Genomic DNA, 24669 nt, shown 5'->3' with positions numbered 1-24669 from the left:
CAACATCCTTGTTGAATCTACCGACGCCATCGCGAGCAGGCTCGCTCCCACAGGGGTTAGTGTTGGTTTTGAAGGAGATGTCTGTAGCCAAACACACTTATTCCTGAAGGAAAAATCCCTAAAAAAGTAGGGAAAATCTGATTTTATTGTCACTCCATCAACACCCCTTGTCGCTCATGCAGAATCGCCCGCCTTCATTCTGCAGAGACACATCGGATGTTCGCGCCTGCCAATCAACCGCGTTTCACGTTGACCCTCGACGGCGTCCAGAATGAGCTCAAGGTGCTTGAGTTCACGGGCAAGGAATCCATCAGTCAACCCTACCGCTTTGACCTGGAACTGGTCAGCGAACGGCCCGACATTGACCTCGAAAGCCTGCTGCACCGTCAGGCCTTTCTGAGTATCGATGGGCAAGGCTCCGGTATTCATGGTCAGATTTTTCGCGTTGGCCAAAGCGATTCCGGCCAACGTCTGACGGGCTACCAAATCAGTCTCGTGCCGCGTCTGGCGTACCTCGGCCGGCGTATCAATCAGCGGATTTTCCAGCACAAAAGCGTGCCGACGATCGTCGCGCAAATCCTCAAAGACCACGGCATCCAGCGCGATGCCTTCGAGTTCCGGCTCGGCAGCGACTACCCCGAGCGCGAGTATTGCGTGCAGTACGCCGAAAGCGATCTGGCGTTCATTCAGCGGCTGTGTGCCGAGGTGGGTATTCACTACCACTTCCAGCACAGCCTCGATGGGCATCTGTTGGTGTTCGGCGATGACCAGACGGTTTTCCCCCGGCTGCCCGAGCCGACGCTGTACCTGCCAGGCAGTGGGATGGCGGCAGATGCGCCGGCGATCAAGCGTTTCAACGTGCGGCTGGAAACCCGGACCACAGCGGTCACTCGCCGGGACTACGACTTCCGTAAACCGCGTTTGCAACTCGAAAGCCGCCTCGACAGCGAGCAGCGCCCGGTGCTTGAGGACTACCACTTCCCCGGCCAATTCACTGATCGCGAACATGGCAAGCATCTGGCGCAACGGGCCTTGGAGCGCCACGGAGCAGATTACCGCCAGGCCGAAGGTCGTGGCGACGAATCTGCGTTGGTCAGTGGGCATTTCCTACACCTCGCCGAACACCCGCGCCAGGCGTGGAATGACCTGTGGTTGATCACCGAAATCGAGCACCGGGGCCGGCAACCGCAGGTGCTGGAAGAGTCGGCCACCAGCGACAGCCCGGATGATTTCCAGGGTTATCGCAATACCTTTCTGGCGACGCCGTGGGACGTTTCCTTTCGCCCGCCACTGGGGCCAGAAAAGCCGCGCATGCTCGGCTATCAACCTGCGGTGGTCACCGGCCCGACTGACAGCGAAATCCATTGCGACGAGTACGGTCGGGTCAAGGTTCAGCTCGCCTGGGACCGTGATGGTCAGCTCAACGAGCATTCCAGTTGCTGGTTGCGTGTCGCCACTGGCTGGGCGCATGACCGCTACGGCAGTGTGATGATTCCACGCGTCGGCATGGAAGTGCTGGTGGGGTTCGTCGATGCCGATGCGGACAAACCGCTGGTGATGGGTTGCCTGCCCAACGCGGCGACCCCGGTGCCGCTCGATCTGCCGGCGGACAAGACCCGCAGCATTTTCCGCAGCCAAAGCAGTCCCGGTGGCGGCGGTTACAACGAAGTACGCATCGAAGATCGCAAGGGCGCCGAGGAAATCTACCTGCGAGCCCAGCGAAACTGGACCCAGCACGTACTGAATGATCAACAGGTGCAGGTCGATAACGCCCGCAGCATCGTCGTCACCGGCACCGCCCGCCATGAACTGAAGGCTGACGAAAAGCGCATCACCCACGGTCAGCGCCAGACCGAAGTGCGGCTGGACGATCACTTGGTGGTGGCCGGTGACCGGCACATTCGCGTGACCAGTCAGGCCCTCAACGCCAGTCAGCAGTTTCACGTCAGCGCCGGCCAGCAAGTGGTCATCGACGGCGGCGCCAGCGCGACCATTCAGGCGGGTGGGCAGTGGATCAACATCGGCCCCGGCGGGATTTTCAGCAGCGTGCCGATCCAGGTCGGTGGTGCACCGATGGCGGCCATGGCTTCGGCACCGAGCCTGCCGGATGTTCCGTTGAAACTCGCCGCCGCCCCGGCGGCGCTCCTCAGTGCCGCACAAATACTCAGCCTGCAAAGCGATGCGCCGTTCTGCGAAGAATGTGAGCGCTGCAAGGACGGTATCTGTGCCGCCTGATGCCTTGTCACCTCACGCCTGGCTGGAGCGCCAGCCGCTGCAACCGTCGGAGCAACTGTTCGCGATTTTCAGCAGTGCCAGTGCTGCTGAACCGTTCAAAGCCTGGCAACGCTCGATCTCAGCTCAAGTGCCGAGCCCGATCTGGGCCGATACCGCGTACGCCGAGTGGGAAGCGGTGATGCCCTATGTCGGAATCGTCGCTGCGGATAGTGAGTTTCTGGAGTGGGTCGCCACTACTGAGTCTCGTGACTGGGGTTGGTTGGCGGTCTCTGCGGCCAGTCATCAAGCGCTGGTCGAGCACCTTCGCTCTCTCACACAAGCGCTGCTGCCCAATGGCGACAAGGTGTTTTTTCGGTTCTGGGATGGGCGCTATCTGCTGCCAATTCTGCAATCCGCCGAGGTCGATTCCGTGCAGCTGCTGCCGCTGATCGGGCGTTGCCTGATCAATGGCCAGGCGCTCGAGATCGGTGGTCGCGCGCTGAAAACCTCCCTCGTTTTTCCATGGTGGAAAGTCCCGGCGACGTTGTTGGAACAGCTCGCCGCACAGTCTGAAATCACCCGAATCAACAACCTGCTGAAGTGGCTGAGCGAAGACCGCCCGGACCTGTTTGAAGCGTTTTCCGAAAGCGTTTTGCGGCGCAAGGCCGCGAGTTTTCTTGACGCGCCGGACCTGCCCCAAGCACCGAAACAAGCGTTGGTGGATTACCTGATGGCGGAGCTGAGCTGATGGATCAGATTGTGCGCATCGAGCAGGAGCTCGACAGTTTTCCGAACACCCTGTCCCTCTACCGTGAACAACTCAAGCACTGGTTCAGCCGGGCGGCAGATACGGCCAGTCGCGCCGCCGATCTGCCGTCGCTGATGGGCATGGAACGGATCATCAGATTCGGCGATGCCAGCACCGTGGTGAGCAGTGGCGACGACGACTTTCTCTCCACCGTCGTCCAGTGCCCGAAAGGCGGAAAGCTCGAGATCGAGAGCAAGTTCGAATCGGTTTATGACATTCCCGTGGGGGATATTCAGGTCGATGTGATTGCCATGGATGGCGGTAAGTCGACGCCGGTCACACTCGATAAAAACGGCAAGGGAATGTTCCGAGGGGAAGAGGGCAAGTTCTACCGCGTTCACGTCCACAACGAAGTCACACCGCAGCAAGTTGAAGATCTTTTCTCTTCCTACGATAGCCTGACGAAGGAACTCGACGGCTGGCTGCGCGATGAATGGCAGACGTTCAAACCGAAGTGGTCGCAATCGTCTTCGGTTGCTGTAGGCAATGGAATGCTCGCGGGAAGTTGGGCGGCGGTCGAGGGTGTGTGGGACGGCATCAGCCTGCTGTCAGACATTCTCAAGGAACCGGCGAGGTTCGCAGAGCGGTTGGGTGAAAGCGCCGCGCAGCTGGAAAAGCTCGCAAAAACTGCACCGGATGTCATGGAAAAAGCCCAGTTGCTAGCCAGTGACGAAGCAGCGCTGTGCCTGCTGGTGCGCTGCGCCAGCCTGTGGTTGGACATGCTGCCACCGAGCGAAATCGCCGGCAAAACCGCCGAAGCGGTGTCGATGATGGTGGTGCAGCTATTGATCGACATCCTGATTGGCATCGTCCTGACGTTCGCCGGGGCGGGCGCCGGCATCGCCTATTTGACGATGCGCTTGGCTGATCGAGCCGCGCAGTTACTCAGTGCCGTTCTGCGTCTCGTGAAGGCGATTTTCACGATCATCAATAACTTCATCAGCTACGTCGACCGCTACAAAAAAGTCGCCGCGCGTGGCATCGCGGCGGGCATGAAAAAAGGCCGGATGCAATTGAGCTGGAGCGCACGTCGCAACGCTGCGCTGAAGAAAGACGAACACCACGACGACTCCCCCGATCAAGCGAAAAACCCCAACGGCGACAGCGCCACTTGCGCGCCGTCGACCTGCAAAAATGGCTGCCCGGTATCGATGGTTACCGGCGAAGAACTGCTGACCCTCACCGACGGTTCCCTGGACGGCATCCTGCCGTTCGACTTCACCCGGCTCTATCGCACCAGCGCCGCCGAGATCGACTGCGGCCTGGGTTTTGGCTGGAGCCATTCGCTCGCCCATCGACTGGAAATCGACGGTGATCAGGTCATCTGGATCGACCACGAAAACCGCCGCACCACTTTCCCTATCCCGTCCGCTGAACGCCCGGCGATCCACAACAGCCTCTCGCGCGCGGCGATTTATCTCGGCGCTGCCCCCGAGGAATTGATCCTCGCCCAGGCTGGCGAAGATGCACGTTTTTATCACTTTCATCACGGTCGGCTGACGGCGATCAGCGACGCGTACGACAACCGCTTGCGCATCACCCGCGACCGCCAGGAACGCATCCAGCGCCTCGACAACGGTGCCGGCCGCGCCTTGCTGTTGCGTTATGACCGCGCTCATCTGATCGCCGTCGACTATCAGGTGTTTGTCCCGGCGCAGACCCTCGACGAGGCCTGGCACACCGAGCAAACGCTGGTCAGTTACCGCTACGACGAATGCGCTCAACTGATCGAGGCGAGCAACGCCGCCGGTGAGAGCGAACGCTACGACTACGACGATCAGCACGTGATCCTGCAGCGGCAATTGGCCGGTGGGGCGAGTTTCTTCTGGGAGTGGGAAAGGTCCGGCAAGGCGGCCAGATGTGTTCGCCACTGGGCGTCGTTTTCGCAGATGGACACGCGTTATGTCTGGGATGACCAGGGTAGCGTCACCGTCCAGAACATCGATGGCAGCGAAGAGGTTTACGTCCACGACGATAGGGCGCGGCTGGTGCGCAAGGTCGAGCTGGATGGCGGCGAACACCTCAAGGCCTATGACGATCAGGGTCGGCTGATTGCCGAGCAGGATCCGCTCGGGGCCGTCACCGAATACCGTTACGACGAAGTCGGACGGCTGGTGGCGCTGATTCCGCCGGAAGACGAGCCGACGGCGTACGAGTATCGCAATGGTTTCCTGCATGCGCGCTATCGCGGTAAAGCGGTGTGGAAATATCAGCGCAATGCGCAGGGGGATGTCACCGAGGCCACCGATCCCGATGGTCAGGCCACCCATTATCACTACGACCCTCAGGGGCGCTTGCTGTCGATCCGTTACCCGGACACCAGCCGGCATGTGTTCGTCTGGAACGGTTTGGGGCAACTGGTTGAGGAAACGCTGCCGGACGGTGGTGTTAGGCGGTTTTCCTACGATGTCTTGGGGCGGCAGACGACCCGTCAGGACGAACATGGCGCGGTCACCAAGTCCCAGTGGGATGCCGTTGGCCGACTGATCCAGACGACTTTGCCTACCGGCGCCAGCCGCGCCTACAGCTACAACGCCTACGGCAAGATCACCGCCGAACGCGATGAACTGGGCCGCGTCACCCGCTACGAATACGTCGACGATCTGCATCTGGTCAGTCGCCGGATCAACCCCGATGGCACCCAGCTCCAGTATCGCTACGACAACGCGCAGCTGCTGCTGACGGAAATCGAAAACGAATCCGGCGAAAAATATCGCCTGGACTACACGCCCAACGGCCTGATCCGACAGGAAACCGGCTTCGACGGCCGCCGCACCGCGTACGCCTACGATCTCAACGGCCACCTGCTGGAGAAAACCGAGTTCGGTGATGACGACTCGCAGCTGATCACCGGGTATCTACGGGATTCGGTCGGACGCCTATTGGTCAAGACCCTGCCCGATGGCATCCAGGTCGACTATCGCTACGACTCGCTGGGCCGACTGACCAGTGTCGACGACGGCCACGACCATCCGCTGGAATTCGAATACGACCAGCAGGATCGCCTGATCACCGAGCACCAGGGCTGGGGCACCTTGCGCTATGGCTACGACGCCTGCGGCCAGCTCAATCGCCTGCGCCTGCCGGACGGCAGCAAACTCGATTACCACCACGCCAAGGGTGGCGCGCTGACGGCCATTGACCTCAACGGCGCGCGGCTCACCACCCACCAGTTCGCGTTCGGTCGCGAACAGCAGCGTCAACAAGGTCAGCTCACCAGCCAATATCACTACGACGAACAAGGCCGGTTGCAAGCCCACGCCATCAACCAGCAATCCCGTCCGTTTTACATGCGTCACTACAGCTACGCAGTCAATGGCAACCTGGCAACCATCGCCGACAGCCGTCATGGCCAGCGCAGCTATTACTACGACGCACTCAACCGCCTGACCCGCGTGCGCCACACCCGCGACGACCCACCGGAAACCTTCGCCCACGACCCCGCCGGCAACCTGCTGATGCAGAACCGGCCCGGCGTTGCGAAGGTGCTGGGTAATCGCCTGCTGATGCAAGGCGACCGTCATTACGACTACGACGCCTTCGGCAACCTCATCCGCGAACGCCGCGGCACCGCGCAAAAACTGGTCACCGAGTATCGCTACGACTGCCAGCACCGGCTGATCGGCATCACCACCCCGGACGGCCGATGCTCCAGTTACCGCTACGACGCCTTCGGCCGCCGCATCGCCAAAACCGTCGACGGCAAAACCACCGAGTTTTTCTGGCAGGGCGACAACCTCGTTGCTGAAAGCAGCCGCGAGCATTACCGCAGCTACGTCTATGAGCCGGGCACCTTCCGCCCGCTGGCCATGCTCGACGGCAAAGGCCCGAAAAAGGCCTGCCCGTTTTATTACCAACTCGATCACCTCGGCACACCGCAGGAACTGACGGATTACGGTGGCGAGATCGTGTGGTCAGCGAAGTACAACGCCTACGGCAAAGTCACGCACCTGGCGTTCGGCGGGGGCGAGCAGCTCGACCAGCCATTGCGTTTCCAGGGGCAGTACTTCGATACCGAAAGCGGTCTGCACTACAACCGGCATCGGTACTATGATCCGGAGGTTGGTCGGTATCTGACGCCGGACCCGATCAAGCTGGCGGGTGGGCTGAACCAGTATCAATACACGCCGAATCCGACGGGGTGGGTTGATCCGTTGGGGTTGAGCGGGAATTGCCCGCCGCCGAATAAGCCTGGGTGTTCTGCGCCGGATGATACGACTGGCGTTAAGGTTGATGAGGTTGAGCCAGCGCAGCCGAAGGCTTACACCCAATTTCCAGAAGATCCAAACGAGCTTACGGAGGTGTTAGGCGTCCAGCCCAAAATTTCACAGACTCAGCATGGAAGTCAAAGAATGACGTGGCGACCTAACGCGGACACTATTATTAGATTTGAAAGTCATCCAGGAGATGCTGGGCCATTTAATGCGAGGCATCATGGTGAACACTATCATTTAGAGCTCAAACCTAATAATTTAAGTTGGAGTCAGGCGGATAAAAAGAAGGCTGTTATCAAAGTCAAACCTGACGGTTATCAACTCGGTCACGGAACTGGCTTCGTTGCCGGTGAGAAACATCCAGGAACATCGAAATGACAGAATTTCCAGTTTCAGACGGCACTATTGAAAAGATGACGTGTGAGCGCGAACGCGTTTTTATAGAATTTCTTGATTGGCAGGAGGAGCGTTGGGTAATTATTTTTGAGAATGTTTTAGGCTTCAAGTCTGTTGGAGCAATAGGTGCGGAGGTGTCAGAGATGTTTGTGATGGATGAGACGCCGTTGTCGAAGGAGTTAGTTTTGATTGATTCTTCGGAAGCTGGGCTAAACTACTGCTTCACTTGTGCTCGCGAATGCAACATTGTTTTGACGGTGGTAGCGAGCGGATACACTGTTGAAAAGTGTGATTGAAGAATAAGAAAAATAAATCGGTCTCCTTTGTTCGATTTGTGGGGCAGATGTCGGTTGCGGAGATGAAGTGCATGAAAAAAAGGAGATTATTTTGATAGGTGAATTTCTTAGGGGTATTTTTAGTAGATATAAAAAGGATGCTGAAGTGCGAATTGCGGATACGAATGGAGCGGAAAATTCGAGTTCTGCTGTTCAGCAGCAACCCACTCAGTGCGAACTTCATGGTGAAAGCAAAAAGTGGAGAGGCGTTCCAAGCTCTAAATTTATAAGTTATAGGGCGCAGTTGAATGCATATAATGAAGCGATGACAAGGGAGACTAGAAAAATGTCTCGTTTTACTGGAGAGGATAGTAAAGGAAATTTGCTAGTAAGAATGGAGGCTGAAAATGTAGGTCAGGGATATGAGCCTAATCCTTTAGATCCAACCAATCCGCGTTTCATTCCTCAGATGAATGCCTTTGAGATGAAATTCGACTTTGAGACATTGCAGCCTATAGCGCTTTATCCAATAGAGAAAATTTAATGCTGATGCATCCGTATCTGAATGTTCCATATAATCCATGTTTGGAGCACTTTCTCGGTGGGTTCGATATATATGATCGAGAGGAGAGTCTTGGGGTTGAATTGTCGGCGTACGATCCTGACTGTCCTTCAGATAGAGAATTTTTAATATCTCGGTTTATTGTAAAGCGCTTCGCTGCGTTGAGTTATCGGCACAAGTTTGTTTTGTTCTTTGTGTTGGGAGAGGCTCTTGATGGTGATTCGAGTGTCTTTTCCGAAATTTTGGAACATGATCCGATGTCTCATTCCTTGCTTCCTCCTGGGTGGGATGACATGCAAAATCCAAGGGCGTTTTTTGAAGATGTGTACCTCAAGTTATCCGAAGCGTGGGTTGATGATCTGTATGAAGCGAGTCAGGAGGACTTTTCAACTTGGTGATGGCTAGTGCTTAAGCTAGAGATAAATGTAATACTTGACTGTAATATTTGCGATTCTTATCGGTAATAAGTAAATATTTTTCTCGGCTTTTCGTTGGCACTTACTTTTAAGAGGACGGAATTCCAGGGTGGGTGTCAGGAACCTACATAAGGCTATCCAATTTTCTCGCGAGATTCAGGAGATATGAGTAAAGAGTTTCCTGAGTTGCACGATTTTTTTGGAGCCTATTTTCATCAAGATTGGACTGTCGAACATGCCACAGCTGAGCAGGTGATTGATGCTTTTTTAGCTGACTTCGATACTGAGGATCTATTGGTGGTGCAACACGAGCTCAATATTCTACTTAGCCAGCGGAAAGAAGAACTTGTATTGCGAGATTATTTGCTCAAGGAGTTGAGCTGTTACTACTGCTACTGGCATGCATGGAAATCAGGCGAACTTTGGTTCGTCATATCGCTGAAAGATTGGCTAGTCGAGTTGACCATGCACGATGTCAAGGGTAGCGAAATTTCCGGGCAAGCCCGTCGGAAGTTTCCTTCAACTCGTATCGGTTTCCATGAACTGGTGTGAAATGTTTTCCATCGATAGTCTTTTGCAGTCACTGAAAATTCAGTGGCGGGGTGTAGGAACCCTTCAAAGTCGTTGGAAATGTATTGGCGTCGAAGCGTGGTTTGCGGCCGTTAACGTGCGTCCGTAAGATCAGTTGCGGCGGTTGTGCGCGGGCACGCTTCGGCGTGGTCGAGTTTTCCAAAGGCCTCGATATTCCTACCCCGCGCATAGCTGCCACCCCAGTCTGTAGGAAGGCTGATGGCAGTCCCCATTTACTGCCTTTGGAACTTGAAAATGAAAAATCTTCACCCCGATCCACCCTACGAAAAACCAATCCCCCACCCCCAAAACCGCTTCATGGCCCTCACCGGCAACTGCACCGACATGCCCACGCTGTTCGTCGATACCCACGCGCCGCTCGATGTTTTATACGACGCTGCCAACTATCGAATTCGCGCCGTCACTCAGGTGCTGGAAAACATGTCCATGCGTGGTTCGGTCGAGTGCGAGTCGTTCATTCTTAGTGATTTTGCGTTGCTGTGTGCCATTCCGTTGCGGGATGGGTGTGATGTGTTGGATGTGATTGGGCGGCGGTTGCGGGCTCGGCCTTCGGACTAGCGCCGAGTGGCTTTTGTGGCGAGAGAGCTTGCTCCCTCGCCACAAAAGCAAGATCAAAAGATCGCAGCCTTCGGCAGCTCCTACAGGGGGTTGGGATCACCCCCTTGCTCTTGTGTTGGGGTGATTGCCGGGCAGATTGTCCGCTCGGCTGTGAGGCCCTGACGTTCGGCGCCGTACAAGGTAAACTTCCCGGCCTTCGCAGGAGCAATCATGAATTATCGTCACGCCTTCCATGCCGGCAATCACGCCGATGTGTTCAAACACCTGACTTTGACCCGCATCATCGCCCTGATGTCGCGCAAGGAGCAGCCGTTTGCCTATCTCGATACGCACGCCGGTATTGGTCTGTATGACCTGCAGGGCGATCAGGCCAGTCGTACCGGTGAGTACCTGGAAGGCATCGCGCGGTTGTGGGATCAGCCGGATTTGCCGGCGTTGACCGCCGATTACATGAAGGTGCTGCACGACATGAACCCGGATGGCCAGTTGCGCTATTACCCGGGGTCGCCGGAGCTGGCGCGGCGGCTGACGCGGCCGCAGGATCGGGTGATGCTCAATGAGAAGCACCCCGAAGACGGCTTGCTGCTCAAGGACAACATGGCCGGTGATCGTCGGGTGAAGGTTCACTTGGGCGAAGGCTGGCATGTGCCGCGGGCGATGTTGCCGGTGCAGGAGAAGCGGGCGGTGATGTTGATTGATCCGCCGTTCGAGCAGCTCGATGAGATGCAGCGTTGTGCGGCGTCGTTGAAAGAAGCGATTGGCCGGATGCGGCAGACGGTGGCGGCGATCTGGTACCCGGTGAAGGATCAGCGCATGTTGCGGCGGTTCTATCAGGACTTGGCCGGCACGGGCGCGCCGAAGTTGTTGCGGGTGGAGTTGTTGGTGCATCCGCTGGATACGCCCAATAGCCTGAATGGCTCGGGGTTGGCGATTGCCAATCCGCCTTGGGGGCTGGAAGAGGAATTGCGTGAGTTGCTGCCGTGGTTGTCCAAGAAGCTTGGTCAGACTCAGGGTGGGTGGCAGATGGATTGGTTGATTGCCGAATAAGGCGAGTCGCCAAGCAAGATCAAAAGATCGCAGCCTTCGGCAGCTCCTACAGGGTGAATGCAAAACCGTGTAGGAGCTGCCGAAGGCTGCGATCTTTTGCTTTATGGCGTCAGATCGGGCAAGTCACGCCTGTACCGCCAATCCCGCAATACCCTTCAGGGTTTTTCGCCAGGTACTGCTGGTGATACGCCTCGGCGAAGTAGAACGTCGGCGCTTCTTCGATTTCGGTGGTGATGGTGCCTTTGCCAGCCTTGGTCAGCTCGGCCTGGAATACTTGCTCGCTGTGCTTGGCCGCAGCCAGTTGCGCCGGGTTGGTGGCATAGATCACCGAGCGGTACTGGGTGCCGATGTCGTTGCCCTGGCGCATGCCCTGGGTCGGGTTGTGCAGTTCCCAGAACATCTTCAGCAACTGTTCGTAGCTGACTTTTGCCGGCTCGTAGACCACCAGTACCACTTCGCTGTGGCCGGTCAGGCCCGAGCAGACTTCTTCATACGTCGGGTTTGGCGTAAAGCCGCCGGCGTAACCCACCGCCGTACTGACCACGCCTTCGCGCTGCCAGAACTTGCGCTCCGCGCCCCAGAAACAGCCCAGGCCAAAGATCGCGAAATCCACGTCCATCGCGAACGGGCCCAGCAACGGCGCGTCATGAACGAAGTGCTTTTCCGGCACGGTCATTGGGGTTTCGCGGCCAGGCAGAGCTTGTTCTTTAGTGGGGAGCACGTTTTTGTTCACCAGAATTTCCGAGCGCAGAACCATGATCAGTCCTCTCAGTCAGGTTGAGATGTAAATAAACAGACTGCCAGTGTGCCTAATGCCGGTCAGTTACGCACTACCCCTGTGGGAGCGAGCCTGCTCGCGATAGCGGTGTGTCAGTCAGAATCCACGTCACTGATAGATCGCTATCGCGAGCAGGCTCGCTCCCACAGGGATTGCGGTGTGCTCAGGCGATTGGGCCGCGCGGGTAGCGTTTGAGCTTTTCGATCAGCTCTGCACCCGGGATCGGTCGGTCGAACAGGTAGCCCTGGCCGACGTCGCAGCGATGGCGCCGTAAGAACGCAAGCTGCTCGGCCGTCTCGATGCCTTCAGCCACGACCTTGAGTTTCAGGTTGTGGGCCATGGCGATCACTGCGGAGGTGATTTCCATGTCGTCCTGGTTATCCGGGATTTCGTGGATGAAGCTTCGATCGATCTTGATGATGTCGATCGGGAATTTTTTCAAGTAACTGAGCGACGAGTAACCGGTGCCGAAGTCGTCCATCGCCAGGGTCAGGCCCAGACGCTTGAGCTGGTCGAGCTGCAAGTGGGTGTCTTCGGTGGCTTCCAGCAGCAGGCCTTCGGTCAGCTCCAGCTCCAGCAGGTTGGCCGGCAGCTCTTCTTCCTTGAGGATGTTGGCGATGGACGCCACCAGGTCCGGGTCGGAGAACTGCTTGGGCGACAGGTTGATCGCCACCTGCAGGTTGCCCAGGCCGGCGGCGGTCAGGTCTTTGCTCATGCGGCAGGCCTGGCGGGCGATCCATTTGCCGATCGGGATGATCAGCCCGGTTTCTTCGGCAACGCTGATGAACTGATCCGGGCGGATCATGCCTTTTTCCGGATGGTTCCAGCGCAGCAGCGCTTCCATGCCCAGCAAGCGACCGCTGCGCAGGCACAGCTTGGGCTGGTAGAACACGTCCAGCTCGTTCTGGGTCAGGGCGCGGCGCAGGTTGTTTTCGACGAACAGTTTGTAGCTGGCCTCGGCATTCAGCGCTTCAGTGAAGACTTGCACCTGGTGTTTGCCGTTGGCCTTGGCCTTGTGCAGCGCCAGGCCGGCGTTGCGCATCAGCGTCTGCGGGTCGCGACCATGCAGCGGCGCGCAGGCCAGGCCCACGGAGCCGGTGACGCTGATCAGCTGATTGTCGACGAACATCGGCTTGTCGAGGGTTGCCAGCAATTGGTTGGCAACCTGCTGGCCGGCCGAGAGGTCAGTGTCGTCCAGCAGCACCGCGAATTCGTTACTGGCGAAGCGCGCCAGACTGCCGCTCGGGCTCAGGCTGTTGCGCAAGCGTCGCGCCAGGCTGATCAGCAGTTTGTCGCCGGTCTGGTGGCCGAGGCTGTCGTTGATCCGCTTGAAGTTGTCGATGTCCACCAGCAGCAGGCTGATCGGCGTATCGCTGTCGCGGGCGAAGCGTTCGTCGAGGTTGCGGATGAACGCCGGGCGGTTGCCGAGGTTGGTCAGGTTGTCGGTGTAGGCCAGGCGCTCGATGCGCTGCTGGGCGAGCTTGGTCTGGGTTATGTCTTCGTAGATGCCGATGTAGTGCGTCAGCTCACGGTTGTCGCCGTAGACCTTGGAAATCGACAGCTGGCCCCAGTAGGGTTCGAGGTTTTTGCGTCGGCTCTTGAACTCGCCTTGCCAACTGTTGCTCTTGGCCAGTGCCGACGGCGCGTCGAACAGCAGTTCGCTGAGGTTTTCCAGCGCCGGCAGTTCCGACAGCCGCTGGCCGTGGACTTCCTCGGTGGTGTACTGGGTGATCGCGGTAAAGCTAGGGTTGACGTACTCCACCACGCCGTCGCAATTGACCAGCAGAAAGGCGTTGGCGCTTTGCTCCACCGCACGCTGGAACAGGTGCAGGGCGCTGGTGGCGGTGCGGCGGTTGTGGTTGTTGATGACCTGGGCGAACTGATCCGCCAGTTCGCCGGCAAAGGCGATTTCGTCCGACTGCCAGGCGCGGGTCGCACCGATCTGTTCCAGGCAGAGCACGCCGACCACTTGGCCGTCGACGCGGATGCTGGCGTCGAGCATGGCGTTGACGTCGCGCGGGCGCAGGCTCTCGGCTATTTCCCGGGTGCGCGGGTCGCGCATGGCGTTGTGGGCGTCGATGGCGCGCCCGGTGTGCAAGGCGTCGAGGTAATCGGGAAAACCGCTGGCGTCGATCGGCTCCGGCAGTCGGTGAGCCCGGGTGACGCGGTGATAGGCGGAGATCGGCGTCAGTAGCGAGCCATCGAGGTTCCACAGGCTGGCACAGTCGACTTCATAGATATCGCAGGCGCTGCGGGTGATCAGTTCGGCGGCTTCTTGCAGGGAATTGTTGCTGCTGTAGCGCTGGCGGGTCAGCAGCAGGATCAGATCTTGTTGTGCGCGCACCCGGTCCAGGTGCTGCAGCTGTTCCTGCTGGGCGCGTTGATTGAGTTCCAGGGCGATTTGCAGGCGTGAGTTCTGGGTTTCCAGATCCAGCGCCGGCAGCAGCGGTTCGCCATCGAACAGACCGTCCACCACCATCAGGTAGCCGCGCAGCAGGTGTCGATTGTGTTGTTTGTACGCTTCGCCCAGTTCCAGCAGGCTCAGGACGCCTGCGGCGGTGTGCAAGGTGTAGCGGATCAGGTAATGCGGGCTATCGGTGAGTTGCTGCTGGATCGTGTCGTGCAGTTGATAGCGCGCTTCGGGCTCCATCAGGCTGGCATAGGGCGAGCCGACCAGGGCACAGAGCTCCACGGCGGGCAGGCCAAACTGTCGTTCGCAATTGGGATCGAGAAACAGCAGCGCCCAGCTCGGTTCATTCAGCCGTTCGAAACGCAGCATGCCGAGCCGCGAGGGCACAGGCAACTGTGTCACTACCTCGGCCACCATACGGCTGGCGGCATCGGGTTGGCTCTTCATATGGAGGGAAACTCGCTTCGAATATGCTGATCGCGCCGGGCTCTCGCCCTCTTTACTGTTGTCTGCGGCAAGGTTGCATCATTGCAACACCGACTGACAAGAGACATGAAGGCCAAGTGCTATAAGAATGTGTCGGCAGGCGAGAAGATTTCTCCAGCGAGGGGCCAGAAGTAATGTATCTGGCCGAAAAGATCGCCGCCTTCGGCAGCTCCTGCAAGGCTGCGATCTATTCCGGGATCAACGCAACTTGATGCTTATCGACTGCAGTAACTGGCCATCCCGATCGTGATAATTGACGCGAACTTGCTCGGCATCGACGACCAGATGCGCGAAGTTGTCCTGACTGATCACGTCGCTGGTCAGCTCATGCCGATAGTCTCCCGCAGCTGTTCGGGCCAGCGCCTGGTCGAGGATGAAGGTGGATGCCTTGGCGTATGGCAGCAGTTTGCTGTTGCACAGCGGTGAAGACACGAGGGTATGGACTTCGAAATCCGGGTCCTCGCTGTGAGTCAGGCGACTGGTTAGCGAGCCGTGGACATCGCCGGAAATGAAGAAGACGTTCTTGATGCCGTGCGTACGAATCGTCTCCAGCAGCCGTAGTCGTTGTTCCGGGAAGGCTTTCCAGGCGTCATCGCCGTTAAATTTGCGGTCGGGGTAGAACATGACGCTGGTGACCACGAATTTGACCCGGGCCGGGCTATTGATCAGCCATTTGAACAGTGCCTGTTCCTGCTCTTCATCGAGGATGCGCCGGTCGCTGGCCGCTAGATTGCGTCGGGTTCGGCTGTCGGTGATAAACCACTCGATATCGCCTTCGTAGAACTGATACCAATACTGTTGCAGTTTTCTGCTTATTTGTCCGTTGGCAAGCAGCTCATGCGCGGGGCTGTGGCTGGCTTGATATAACTCATACGCCGCCATGGCATTTTTGTATAAGTAAGCATCGGCTTTACTTTCATTGGCCGGCCAGTTGTCTTCAATTTCATGATCGTCGAGGATCATGTAAGTGGGCATGCCGGACATTAACGTCGAAATATGTGGCTGTGAAAAAGCCGTGCGATATTTGCTGAGAATGTCTTTGTATTCCCGGTCGGGGGCCACGAGGTTCAAGTCATCGACGTATATTTGGTCGCCAGTCATCAGCATGGCGCTGACAGGCGGTTCGGCACTTTCCGCCAGGCTGGTGATCGAGGCAAAAATCCGGTCGCCCAGGTGCGGGGCCGAGGCAATGCCGGCGGTCATGCGCAGGTAACGACATGAACCGACGACATAGGCCCGCGGTTTGGTGGTTTTGCTGGACTGCGTGCGAAAGCGGTAGATCTCGCGCGGCCATTGCAGCGGCAGCTCCTGAACCGACTCGACGGTATGCACCGGGTTCATGGGGCTGAACCAGCCGGCCTGATATTCATAGTCGGTATCGGTTGTCAGGTTGTTGAGCGCAATCACATCAGACATGTCACGCAAGACGGTCAGTTTTGCAAATGCGCCTTTGGACCAGTATTCCTCACCGGTGCGTCGATAACGGATGCCTGCAAATACCAAGGCATCGTTCTGCGATTCACCGCGCAAGAAAATACGGGCATGGTTAGTTGTGGTGTGGCCAATAATCGGGCCGACAGTAGGTTTGAACATGTTCGAATCCATTCGAAGTAATGCTAACTAAGAAAATTAAGTTGTCGAAATTTTTGTTGGAAGTTATCCCAACTAAGCCTAGTTGTTGGCTGGTAAAAAATATCGGGCGGAAGTGGACTTGAGTTGTAGGCGGCGTAAGCCTTGGCTGTAGGAATAAAACTCGGAGGAGGGGCTTTCTTCAAGGCAAAAAAAGCCCCGCCAAATTGGCGGGGTTGAGGTACGAGCGTGGCGCTCGGAAAACATGGAACGCGACAGGCCCTCCGATAAAGGAGGGCCGGCCGGTGTTACAGCAGGATGGTGCGGATATCCGCCAGCAGGCTGCTCAGACGCTGGGTGAAGCGTGCAGCAGCGGCGCCGTTGATCACACGGTGATCGTAGGACAGCGACAGCGGCAGCATCAGTTTCGGCTGGAAGGCTTTGCCGTCCCAGACTGGCTGGATGGTTGCCTTGGAAACACCGAGGATCGCCACTTCCGGCGCGTTGACGATCGGCGTGAAGCCGGTGCCGCCAATGTGGCCGAGGCTGGAAATGGTGAAACAGGCACCTTGCATGTCGTCAGCGGTGAGCTTTTTGTCGCGGGCTTTGGCAGCCAGCGCAGCGGCTTCGGCTGCCAGTTGCAACAGGCTCTTCTGGTCGACGTTTTTGATGACCGGTACCAGCAGGCCTTCAGGGGTGTCGACCGCGAAGCCGATGTTCACGTACTTCTTGCGGATGATCGCCTTGCCGCTTGGTGCCAGCGAACTGTTGAAGTCCGGCAGTTCCTTGAGCAGGTGCGCGCAGGATTTGAGCAGCAGCGGCAGGATGGTCAGCTTGACGCCAGCCTTCTCTGCAACGGCTTTCTGAGCGATACGGAACGCTTCCAGTTCGGTGATATCAGCCGAATCGAACTGAGTCACGTGAGGAATGTTCAGCCAGCTGCGATGCAGGCTCGACGCGCCGATTTGCATCAGGCGAGTCATCGGCACTTCTTCGGTTTCACCGAAGCGGCTGAAGTCCACGACCGGAATCGGCGGGATGCCCGCGCCGCCGGTTGCGCCAGCCGCAGCGGCCGGTGCTTCCTTGGCTTTCTGCATCATGGCTTTGACGTAAACCTGCACGTCTTCTTTCAGGATGCGACCGTGCGGACCGCTGGCGCCGACAGCGTTCAGCTCGACACCGAACTCGCGGGCCAGTTGGCGTACAGCCGGGCCTGCGTGAACCTTGGCGCCTGGCTTGGCTGGTGCAGCAACAGGTGCGGCCGGTGCCGGAGCAGCAGGCGCTGCGGCGGCAGGGGCAGGAGCACTAGGTGCAGCAGCGGCTGGAGCCGGAGCCGCAGCAGGTGCCGCGCCTTTGACTTTCAGCTTCAGGATCAGGTCGCCGGTACCGACTTCGTCATCCAGCTTGATGGAAACGCTTTCCACCACGCCAGCGGCAGGCGATGGAATTTCCATGCTCGCCTTGTCGGATTCCAGGGTGATCAGCGACTGGTCGGCTTCAACGCTGTCGCCAGCCTTGACCAACACTTCGATGATCTTGGCCTTGCCGGCCGAACCGATGTCCGGAACGTGGATGTCCTGAATGCTGTCGGCAACCGGTGCAGCTGGAGCGGCTGCCGGAGCAGGCGCAGCGGCCGCAGCCGGAGCAGCAGCCTGAGCCGGAGCGGCAGCAACAGACGCCGCAGCACCCGCCACTTCCAGGTCCAGAATCAGGTCGCCGGTGCCGACTTCGTCGTTGAGCTTGACGCTGATGGCCTTGACTACGCCAGCGGCAGGCGACGGGATTTCCATGCTCGCCTTGTCGGATTCCAGGGTGATCAGCGACTGATCAGCCGCGACGGTGTCGCCGACCTTGACCTGGATCTCGATGATCTGGGCCTTGCCTGCCGAACCGATGTCCGGCACGTGCACTTGCTGAACGCTGGCAGCTGCAGCAGGCGCTGCGGCTGGAGCAGCCGGCGCTTTCGCGGCGGCAGGTGCAGATGCAGCCTTGGCAGCCGGCGCAGCGGCAGCCGCAGGGGCCGGGGCCGCAGCAGCGGCACCTTCGACTTCCAGCTCCAGCAGTTCGTCGCCTTCTTTCAGGCGATCGCCCAGCTTCACTTTCAGGCTCTTGATGATACCGGCCTTCGGCGCAGGCACTTCCATGCTCGCCTTGTCCGACTCAAGTGTCAGGATGCTCTGGTCGGCTTCGATACGGTCGCCGACCTTCACAAACAGTTCAATTACTTCACCTTCACCGCTGCCGATGTCAGGTACGCGAATGAGTTCGCTCACAGAGTGTCTCCTCAGCAGTCCAGTGGGTTGCGTTTTTCCGGGTTGATGCCGAACTTGGCGATGGCTTCAGCCACCACTTTAGGTTCGATATCACCACGGTCAGCCAAAGCTTCCAGGGCTGCCAACACCACGAAATGACGATCGACTTCGAAGAAGTGACGCAGCTTCTTGCGGCTGTCACTGCGGCCGAAACCATCGGTGCCCAGGACTTTGAATTCCTTGGACGGGACCCACTGACGAATTTGCTCAGCGAACAGCTTCATGTAGTCGGTAGAAGCGATGACCGGACCTTTACGGCCGTTCAGGCACTCTTCGACGTAGCTCAGTTTAGGCTTCTGGCCCGGGTGCAGACGGTTGCTGCGCTCGACGGCCAGGCCATCGCGACGCAGTTCGTTGAAGCTGGTAACGCTCCACACGTCAGCGCCGACGTTGAACTCTTCACGCAGGATCTTCGCCGCTTCACGGACTTCACGCAGGATGGTGCCGGAGCCCATCAGCTGAACGTGGTGCGCCGCTTCGCGGGTGTCTTCCTCGAGCAGGTACATGCCCTTGATGATGCCTTCCTCGACACCTTTAGGCATGGCCGGCTGCTGGTAGGACTCGTTCATCACGGTGATGTAGTAGAAAACGTCCTGTTGCTCTTCGGTCATTTTCTTCATGCCGTCCTGAATGATCACCGCCAGCTCATAGCCGTAGGTTGGATCAAAGGTGCGGCAGTTCGGGATGGTGGCAGCCAGGATATGGCTGTGACCGTCTTCGTGTTGCAGGCCTTCGCCGTTCAGCGTGGTCCGGCCGGCGGTGCCGCCGATCAGGAAGCCACGGGTACGGCTGTCGCCAGCGGCCCAGGCCAGGTCGCCGATACGCTGGAAGCCGAACATCGAGTAGAAGATGTAGAACGGCAGCATTGGCTGGTTGTGGCTGGAGTACGAAGTACCGGCAGCGATGAAGGAGCTCATGGCGCCTGCTTCGTTGATGCCTTCTTCGAGGATCTGGCCCTTCTTGTCTTCTTTGTAGAACATCACCTGGTCTTTATCGACTGGCTCGTAGAGCTGGCCGACGGACGAGTAGATGCCCAACTGACGGAACATGCCTTCCATACCGAAGGTACGGGCTTCGTCCGGGATGATCGGAACGATGCGCGGGCCGATGTCCTTGTCCTTGACCAATTGAGCGAGGATCCGCACGAAGGCCATGGTGGTGGAAATTTCACGGTCGCCCGAACCATCAAGAATGGCCTTGAGGGTATCGAGGGACGGAGTCGGCACGCTGAAGCTCTGCGCGCGACGCTGTGGCACGAAACCGCCCAGTGCAGTGCGGCGCTCGCTCAGGTAACGGGCTTCGGCGCTGTTGGGTTCCGGTTTGAAGAACGGCAGGTTTTCCAGCTCTTCGTCTTTGACTGGAATGTCAAAGCGATCGCGGAACAGCTTCAGGCTTTCAACATCAACTTTCTTGGTGTTGTGCGCAGTGTTCTTCGCTTCGCCGGCGCCGGTGCCATAACCTTTGATGGTTTTGGCCAGGATGACGGTCGGTTGTTCTTTGTGGTTGACCGCTTCGTGGTACGCCGCGTAGACCTTGTACGGGTCGTGGCCGCCACGGTTGAGTTTCCAGATCTCGTCGTCGGACAAGTCTGCAACCATCGCCTTGAGTTCTGGCGAGTTGAAGAAATGTTCACGCACGAACGCGCCGTCTTTGGCTTTGTAGTTCTGGTACTCGCCGTCGATGACTTCGTCCATGCGGCGTTGCAGGATACCGTCGACGTCTTTGGCCAACAGTGGGTCCCAGAAACGGCCCCAGATGACTTTGGTCACGTTCCACTGAGCGCCGCGGAACACGCCTTCGAGTTCCTGGATGATCTTGCCGTTGCCGCGAACCGGGCCATCAAGGCGCTGCAGGTTGCAGTTAATGACGAAGATCAGGTTGTCCAGCTTCTCGCGGCCAGCCAGCGAGATGGCACCCAGGGATTCCGGCTCGTCGCACTCGCCGTCGCCCAGGAAACACCAGACTTTTTGCTTGCCTTCAGGGATGAAGCCACGGGCTTCCAGGTACTTCATGAAACGTGCCTGGTAGATCGCCTGGATCGGGCCCAGACCCATGGATACCGTCGGGAACTGCCAGAAATCAGGCATCAGCCATGGGTGCGGGTAGGACGACAGGCCCTGACCGTCCACTTCCTGGCGGAAGTTGTTCATCTGGTCTTCGGTGATGCGGCCTTCCATGAATGCGCGGGCGTAAACGCCTGGCGAGGTGTGGCCCTGGAAGTAGATCAGGTCGCCGCCGTGTTCGTCGGTCGGGGCCTGGAAGAAATAGTTGAAGCCAATGTCATACAGGGTTGCGCTGGAGGCGAAGCTGGAGATGTGACCGCCCAGGTCAGAATCTTTCAGGTTCGTGCGCATAACCATGGCCATCGCGTTCCAGCGTACCAGCGAGCGAATGCGGCGTTCCATGAACAGGTCGCCAGGCATGCGTGCTTCGTGGGTAACGGGAATCGTGTTGCGGTACGGCGTGGTGATGGCGTAAGGAAGTTGCGAGCCGCTGCGGGTCGCAAGTTCGCCCATACGGGTCATCAGATAGTGAGCGCGGTCTTCGCCTTCTTTGTCGAGAACCGATTCCAGGGCGTCCAGCCATTCCTGGGTTTCGACGGGATCGAGGTCTTGCATGGCTTGCTCCAGGGCGGAAAGGCTTCCAGAATCGGTTGCCTGAGTTTGCGACTGGCCTTGTGGGCAGACGATATAAATTCTTGGATTGCCGAGAGGTTGTTCCGGCGGCGTGTAGTTTTACTACAAATCATCGGGCATTTCAGCCTTTCGAATGTATAGACGAGTAGTAAAACTACAGAAGATTGGCTTGTGGCCTCCGGCTGCGTTGTGAGAATAATCGTTAAGGTTGTTCTTTTGCCAACCAAAAAAGGTGAAGACTGGATGGTCGCTGCTAAAAATAAACAAATTTCAGCTATTTCTAACCTTTGTTCGACGGTCGGTCACGTAGCGTATTTCCACGAATCACTACATGCAGCCCTTCGCGCGCCGATCAAGGATAGACCATGAGCCTCCCTTCGCTTGCCGAACTGCCCGGCGTACTCCTGCCGTTTGTCACCCGTGCCGAGCAGTCGTTCCGCACGACCGTCGGTGTTCTTCCCGATGATCATGGCCTGTCCACCTGGACGCCTGAGCGCTGGGCGCAATTTGCCCGCGTCAGCGCTGCCAGTGACTTTGTCATTGAACAGAGCCTGCGTGACCCTTTGATGTTGCTTGAGCTGGTGCAGTCCGGCGAACTGGACCGCGCCTTTGCGCCGGGCGAGTTGTGCGCACAGATTGCAACGGCGGTGAGCGCAGCCGAAACCGACGATCAACTGGGTCGCGCCCTGCGTCGCCAGCGCGCACGCCAGCAAGTGCGGATCATCTGGCGTGACCTGACCCGCCAGGCCGATCTGATCCAGACCTGTCGTGACCTCTCGGACATGGCCGATGCCAGCATCGATCAGGCCTATCAGTGGTTGTATCAGCGCCATTGCCAGCAGTTCGGCACGCCCACCGGGCGCCGCAGCGGCGAGCCGCAGCAGATGGTCATTCTCGGCATGGGCAAGCTCGGCGCGGTGGAGCTGAATCTGTCGTCGGACATCGACTTGATCTTCGCCTACCCCGAGGGCGGTGAAACCGTCGGCGTGAAGCGGTCGCTGGATAACCAGGAGTTTTTCATTCGCCTCGGCCAGCGTCTGATCAAGGCCCTGGACCCGATGACCGTCGACGGTTTTGTGTTCCGCGTCGACATGCGCTTGCGGCCTTACGGTTCGTCCGGTGCGCTGGTGCTGAGCTTCAACGCGCTGGAGCAGTATTACCAGGATCAGGGTCGTGACTGGGAACGCTACGCGATGATCAAGTCGCGCGTGGTGGCCGGCGATCAAGTGGCGGGGGCGCAACTGCAAGAAATGCTGCGCCCGTTCGTTTACCGGCGTTACCTGGACTTCTCGGCCATCGAAGCGCTGCGCACCATGAAGCAGCTGATTCAGCAGGAAGTCCGGCGCAAGGGTATGGCCGACAACATCAAGCTCGGTTCCGGTGGCATCCGTGAAGTCGAGTTTATCGCCCAGGCTTTCCAGCTGATTCACGGTGGTCGCGACCTGAGCCTGCAGCAACGTCCTCTATTAAAAGTACTGAGCACCCTCGAAGGCCAGGGTTACCTGCCGGCGGCAGTGGTCAGCGAGTTGCGTGAAGCCTACGAATTCTTGCGTTACACCGAGCACGCGATCCAGGCGATTGCCGACCGCCAGACCCAGATGCTGCCGGATGGCCCGCAGGATCAGGCGCGCATTGCTTTTATGCTCGGTTTTGCCAACTGGACGGCGTTCCACGAGCAGCTGATGTACTGGCGTGGCCGGGTGGCGTGGCACTTTGCTCAGGTGATCGCCGATCCCGACGAAGAGGACGGCGCCGAGAGCGAAGTGGTGGTCGGCGGGGAATGGCTGCCGTTGTGGGAAGAGGCGCAGGACGAGGACGCCGCCTGTCGTCAATTGGAAGAGGGTGGGTTCGCTGATGCTGCCAAAGCTCTGAAAGCCTTGGCCAGCCTGCGCGGCAGCCCGCAATTGCGCGCCATGCAGCGACTGGGGCGTGAGCGCCTCGATGCCTTTATTCCACGCTTGCTGGCTCAGGCCGTGGAACACGCCAGCCCAGACCTGGTGCTGGAACGGGTACTACCGCTGGTGGAAGCCGTGGCGCGTCGTTCTGCTTACCTGGTGTTGTTGACCGAGAACCCCGGCGCCCTGCGCCGCTTGCTGACCCTGTGCGCCGCGAGCCCGTGGATTGCCGAACAAATCACGCGCTTCCCGTTGCTGCTCGACGAATTGCTCAACGAAGGCCGGTTGTTCAAGCCGCCGCTGGCGCCGGAACTGGCGGCCGAGTTGCGCGAGCGTCTGACGCGGATTCCCGAAGACGACCTCGAGCAACAAATGGAAGCCCTGCGACATTTCAAACTGGCGCACCGCTTGCGCGTCGCCGCGTCGGAAATCGCCGGCAGCCTGCCGTTGATGAAGGTCAGTGATTACCTGACCTGGCTTGCCGAGGCGATCCTCGAGCAAGTGCTGGCCCTGGCCTGGCGCCAGACGGTGGCGAAATACGGAGCGCCGCTGCGCATCGATGGCTCCTTGTGCGACCCTGGTTTCATCATTGTCGGTTATGGGAAAGTCGGCGGTCTGGAGCTGGGACATAGTTCGGACCTGGATCTGGTGTTCATCCATGACGCGGATCCGCAGGCGGAAACCGACGGCCCGAAACCCATCGACGGCGCGCAGTTCTTTACCCGGCTTGGCCAGCGAATCATTCACTTGCTGACGGCCCAGACCAACTCCGGTCAGCTGTATGAAGTGGACATGCGCCTGCGGCCGTCCGGTGCGTCCGGTCTGTTGGTGAGTTCCCTGGGGGCGTTTGCCCGGTATCAGGAAAACGAAGCCTGGACCTGGGAACATCAGGCACTGGTGCGGGCGCGGGTGCTGGTGGGCAGTGCGGATGTCGGTCAGGCGTTCGAGAAAGTTCGCGCGACGGTATTGGCTAAACCGCGAGACCTGCCGACCTTGCGTCAGGAGGTCAGTGAGATGCGCGCCAAGATGCGCGATAACCTCGGCACCAAGAGCACTGCGGCGGGTACGGCGGCAAATGCCTTCGAGGCCACGGCGCCGTTCGATCTCAAGCAGGACGCCGGAGGTATCGTCGATATTGAATTTATGGTGCAATACGCGGCTCTGGCGTGGTCCGAGGCGCATCCGTCATTGCTGCGCTATACCGACAATATCCGCATTCTGGAAGGGCTGGAGGAGGAAGGGCTGATGCCTGCCGAAGACGCCAGCCTGTTGCGTGAGGCCTATAAGGCCTATCGTTCCGCCGCTCACCGGGAGGCCTTGCAGAAGGACGCCGGGGTGATACCGGGCGACCAGTTCGTGGATGAACGACGGCAAGTCATGCGGATCTGGCGCGAGCTGGGGTTAAGCTGAAACGAGATATTTGCAACACCTGATACTCCTGTGGGAGCGAGCCTGCTCGCGATGAGGCCGTCACATTCAACATTTATGATGACTGTCAGGCC

The 24669-nt window shown here is 58.5% G+C and carries 15 protein-coding genes; 10 read left to right on the top strand and 5 right to left on the bottom strand.

Going from position 1 to position 24669, the window contains the following annotated elements:
* The first annotated feature begins 216 nt into the window (after positions 1-216).
* The 9 genes from KGB14_RS19865 (at position 217) to KGB14_RS19825 (ending at position 11081) form a co-directional block, all read left to right on the top strand.
* Positions 217-2235 (top strand): type VI secretion system tip protein VgrG, encoded by a 2019-nt coding sequence (locus KGB14_RS19865; protein WP_223488415.1) that lies wholly within the window; start codon positions 217-219, stop codon positions 2233-2235.
* Positions 2225-2962 carry a DUF4123 domain-containing protein gene (locus KGB14_RS19860; RefSeq protein WP_223488414.1) on the top strand — a complete coding sequence of 246 codons (738 nt, stop codon included), beginning with the start codon at positions 2225-2227 and terminating at the stop codon, positions 2960-2962. Before KGB14_RS19865 ends, KGB14_RS19860 begins: the two co-directional genes overlap by 11 nt.
* Positions 2962-7614 carry an RHS repeat-associated core domain-containing protein gene (locus tag KGB14_RS19855; RefSeq protein ID WP_223488413.1) on the top strand — a complete coding sequence of 1551 codons (4653 nt, stop codon included), beginning with the start codon at positions 2962-2964 and terminating at the stop codon, positions 7612-7614. The genes KGB14_RS19860 and KGB14_RS19855 overlap by 1 nt, the downstream gene beginning before the upstream one ends.
* On the top strand, positions 7611-7928 hold the full coding sequence (locus KGB14_RS19850; protein WP_223488412.1) for a hypothetical protein: 318 nt from the start codon (positions 7611-7613) through the stop codon (positions 7926-7928). The genes KGB14_RS19855 and KGB14_RS19850 overlap by 4 nt, the downstream gene beginning before the upstream one ends.
* A gap of 67 nt (positions 7929-7995) precedes the next feature.
* The gene (locus tag KGB14_RS19845; protein ID WP_223488411.1) at positions 7996-8451 is read left to right on the top strand and encodes a hypothetical protein; all 456 of its coding nucleotides are present in this window, start codon (positions 7996-7998) and stop codon (positions 8449-8451) included.
* Entirely contained in the window at positions 8451-8867 is a 417-nt protein-coding gene (locus KGB14_RS19840; protein WP_223488410.1) for a hypothetical protein, read from the top strand. Before KGB14_RS19845 ends, KGB14_RS19840 begins: the two co-directional genes overlap by 1 nt.
* A gap of 183 nt (positions 8868-9050) precedes the next feature.
* Positions 9051-9437 (top strand): contact-dependent growth inhibition system immunity protein, encoded by a 387-nt coding sequence (locus KGB14_RS19835; RefSeq protein ID WP_223488409.1) that lies wholly within the window; start codon positions 9051-9053, stop codon positions 9435-9437.
* Positions 9438-9710: 273 nt separating this feature from the next.
* Positions 9711-10034: a hypothetical protein gene (locus tag KGB14_RS19830; RefSeq protein ID WP_223488408.1), complete on the top strand. Its 324-nt coding sequence runs from the start codon at positions 9711-9713 to the stop codon at positions 10032-10034.
* A gap of 210 nt (positions 10035-10244) precedes the next feature.
* Complete coding sequence (locus KGB14_RS19825; protein ID WP_008149676.1) at positions 10245-11081, top strand: 23S rRNA (adenine(2030)-N(6))-methyltransferase RlmJ; 837 nt, start codon at positions 10245-10247, stop codon at positions 11079-11081.
* A 109-nt stretch (positions 11082-11190) separates the two neighbouring features.
* On the opposite strand, the gene msrA is transcribed toward KGB14_RS19825, so the two are convergent.
* The 5 genes from msrA to aceE form a co-directional block, all read right to left on the bottom strand.
* Entirely contained in the window at positions 11191-11838 is a 648-nt protein-coding gene (msrA, locus tag KGB14_RS19820; RefSeq protein WP_052965113.1) for a peptide-methionine (S)-S-oxide reductase MsrA, read from the bottom strand.
* A gap of 184 nt (positions 11839-12022) precedes the next feature.
* Positions 12023-14716 carry a putative bifunctional diguanylate cyclase/phosphodiesterase gene (locus tag KGB14_RS19815; protein ID WP_223488407.1) on the bottom strand — a complete coding sequence of 898 codons (2694 nt, stop codon included), beginning with the start codon at positions 14714-14716 and terminating at the stop codon, positions 12023-12025.
* A gap of 237 nt (positions 14717-14953) precedes the next feature.
* The gene (locus KGB14_RS19810; protein WP_223488406.1) at positions 14954-16348 is read right to left on the bottom strand and encodes an alkaline phosphatase D family protein; all 1395 of its coding nucleotides are present in this window, start codon (positions 16346-16348) and stop codon (positions 14954-14956) included.
* A 284-nt stretch (positions 16349-16632) separates the two neighbouring features.
* The gene (aceF, locus tag KGB14_RS19805) at positions 16633-18597 is read right to left on the bottom strand and encodes a dihydrolipoyllysine-residue acetyltransferase (RefSeq protein WP_223488405.1); all 1965 of its coding nucleotides are present in this window, start codon (positions 18595-18597) and stop codon (positions 16633-16635) included.
* Between the two features lie 11 nt (positions 18598-18608).
* Complete coding sequence (aceE, locus tag KGB14_RS19800) at positions 18609-21254, bottom strand: pyruvate dehydrogenase (acetyl-transferring), homodimeric type (RefSeq protein WP_223488404.1); 2646 nt, start codon at positions 21252-21254, stop codon at positions 18609-18611.
* 383 nt (positions 21255-21637) lie between these two features.
* Here aceE and glnE point away from each other — a divergent pair, with 383 nt between their 5' ends.
* A complete protein-coding gene (gene glnE / locus KGB14_RS19795; protein ID WP_223488403.1) occupies positions 21638-24577 on the top strand; it encodes a bifunctional [glutamate--ammonia ligase]-adenylyl-L-tyrosine phosphorylase/[glutamate--ammonia-ligase] adenylyltransferase in 2940 nt (979 codons plus the stop codon).
* Positions 24578-24669: the final 92 nt, after the last annotated feature.

The organism is Pseudomonas sp. A-RE-19 (genome assembly GCF_019956555.1).
Lineage (GTDB): Bacteria > Pseudomonadota > Gammaproteobacteria > Pseudomonadales > Pseudomonadaceae > Aquipseudomonas.
Note: the sequence above shows the minus strand (reverse complement) of the source record. Positions and strands in the feature narration are given on the sequence as shown.

Excerpts from the sequence above, each read along its gene's own strand:
- KGB14_RS19865 (WP_223488415.1), top strand. The coding sequence starts at position 217 with ATGTTCGCGCCTGCCAATCAACCGCGTTTCACGTTGACCCTCGACGGC.
- KGB14_RS19855 (WP_223488413.1), top strand. The coding sequence starts at position 2,962 with ATGGATCAGATTGTGCGCATCGAGCAGGAGCTCGACAGTTTTCCGAAC.
- KGB14_RS19850 (WP_223488412.1), top strand. The coding sequence starts at position 7,611 with ATGACAGAATTTCCAGTTTCAGACGGCACTATTGAAAAGATGACGTGT.
- KGB14_RS19840 (WP_223488410.1), top strand. The coding sequence starts at position 8,451 with ATGCTGATGCATCCGTATCTGAATGTTCCATATAATCCATGTTTGGAG.
- KGB14_RS19835 (WP_223488409.1), top strand. The coding sequence starts at position 9,051 with ATGAGTAAAGAGTTTCCTGAGTTGCACGATTTTTTTGGAGCCTATTTT.
- KGB14_RS19830 (WP_223488408.1), top strand. The coding sequence starts at position 9,711 with ATGAAAAATCTTCACCCCGATCCACCCTACGAAAAACCAATCCCCCAC.
- KGB14_RS19825 (WP_008149676.1), top strand. The coding sequence starts at position 10,245 with ATGAATTATCGTCACGCCTTCCATGCCGGCAATCACGCCGATGTGTTC.
- msrA (WP_052965113.1), bottom strand. The coding sequence starts at position 11,838 with ATGGTTCTGCGCTCGGAAATTCTGGTGAACAAAAACGTGCTCCCCACT.
- KGB14_RS19815 (WP_223488407.1), bottom strand. The coding sequence starts at position 14,716 with ATGAAGAGCCAACCCGATGCCGCCAGCCGTATGGTGGCCGAGGTAGTG.
- KGB14_RS19810 (WP_223488406.1), bottom strand. The coding sequence starts at position 16,348 with ATGTTCAAACCTACTGTCGGCCCGATTATTGGCCACACCACAACTAAC.
- aceE (WP_223488404.1), bottom strand. The coding sequence starts at position 21,254 with ATGCAAGACCTCGATCCCGTCGAAACCCAGGAATGGCTGGACGCCCTG.
- glnE (WP_223488403.1), top strand. The coding sequence starts at position 21,638 with ATGAGCCTCCCTTCGCTTGCCGAACTGCCCGGCGTACTCCTGCCGTTT.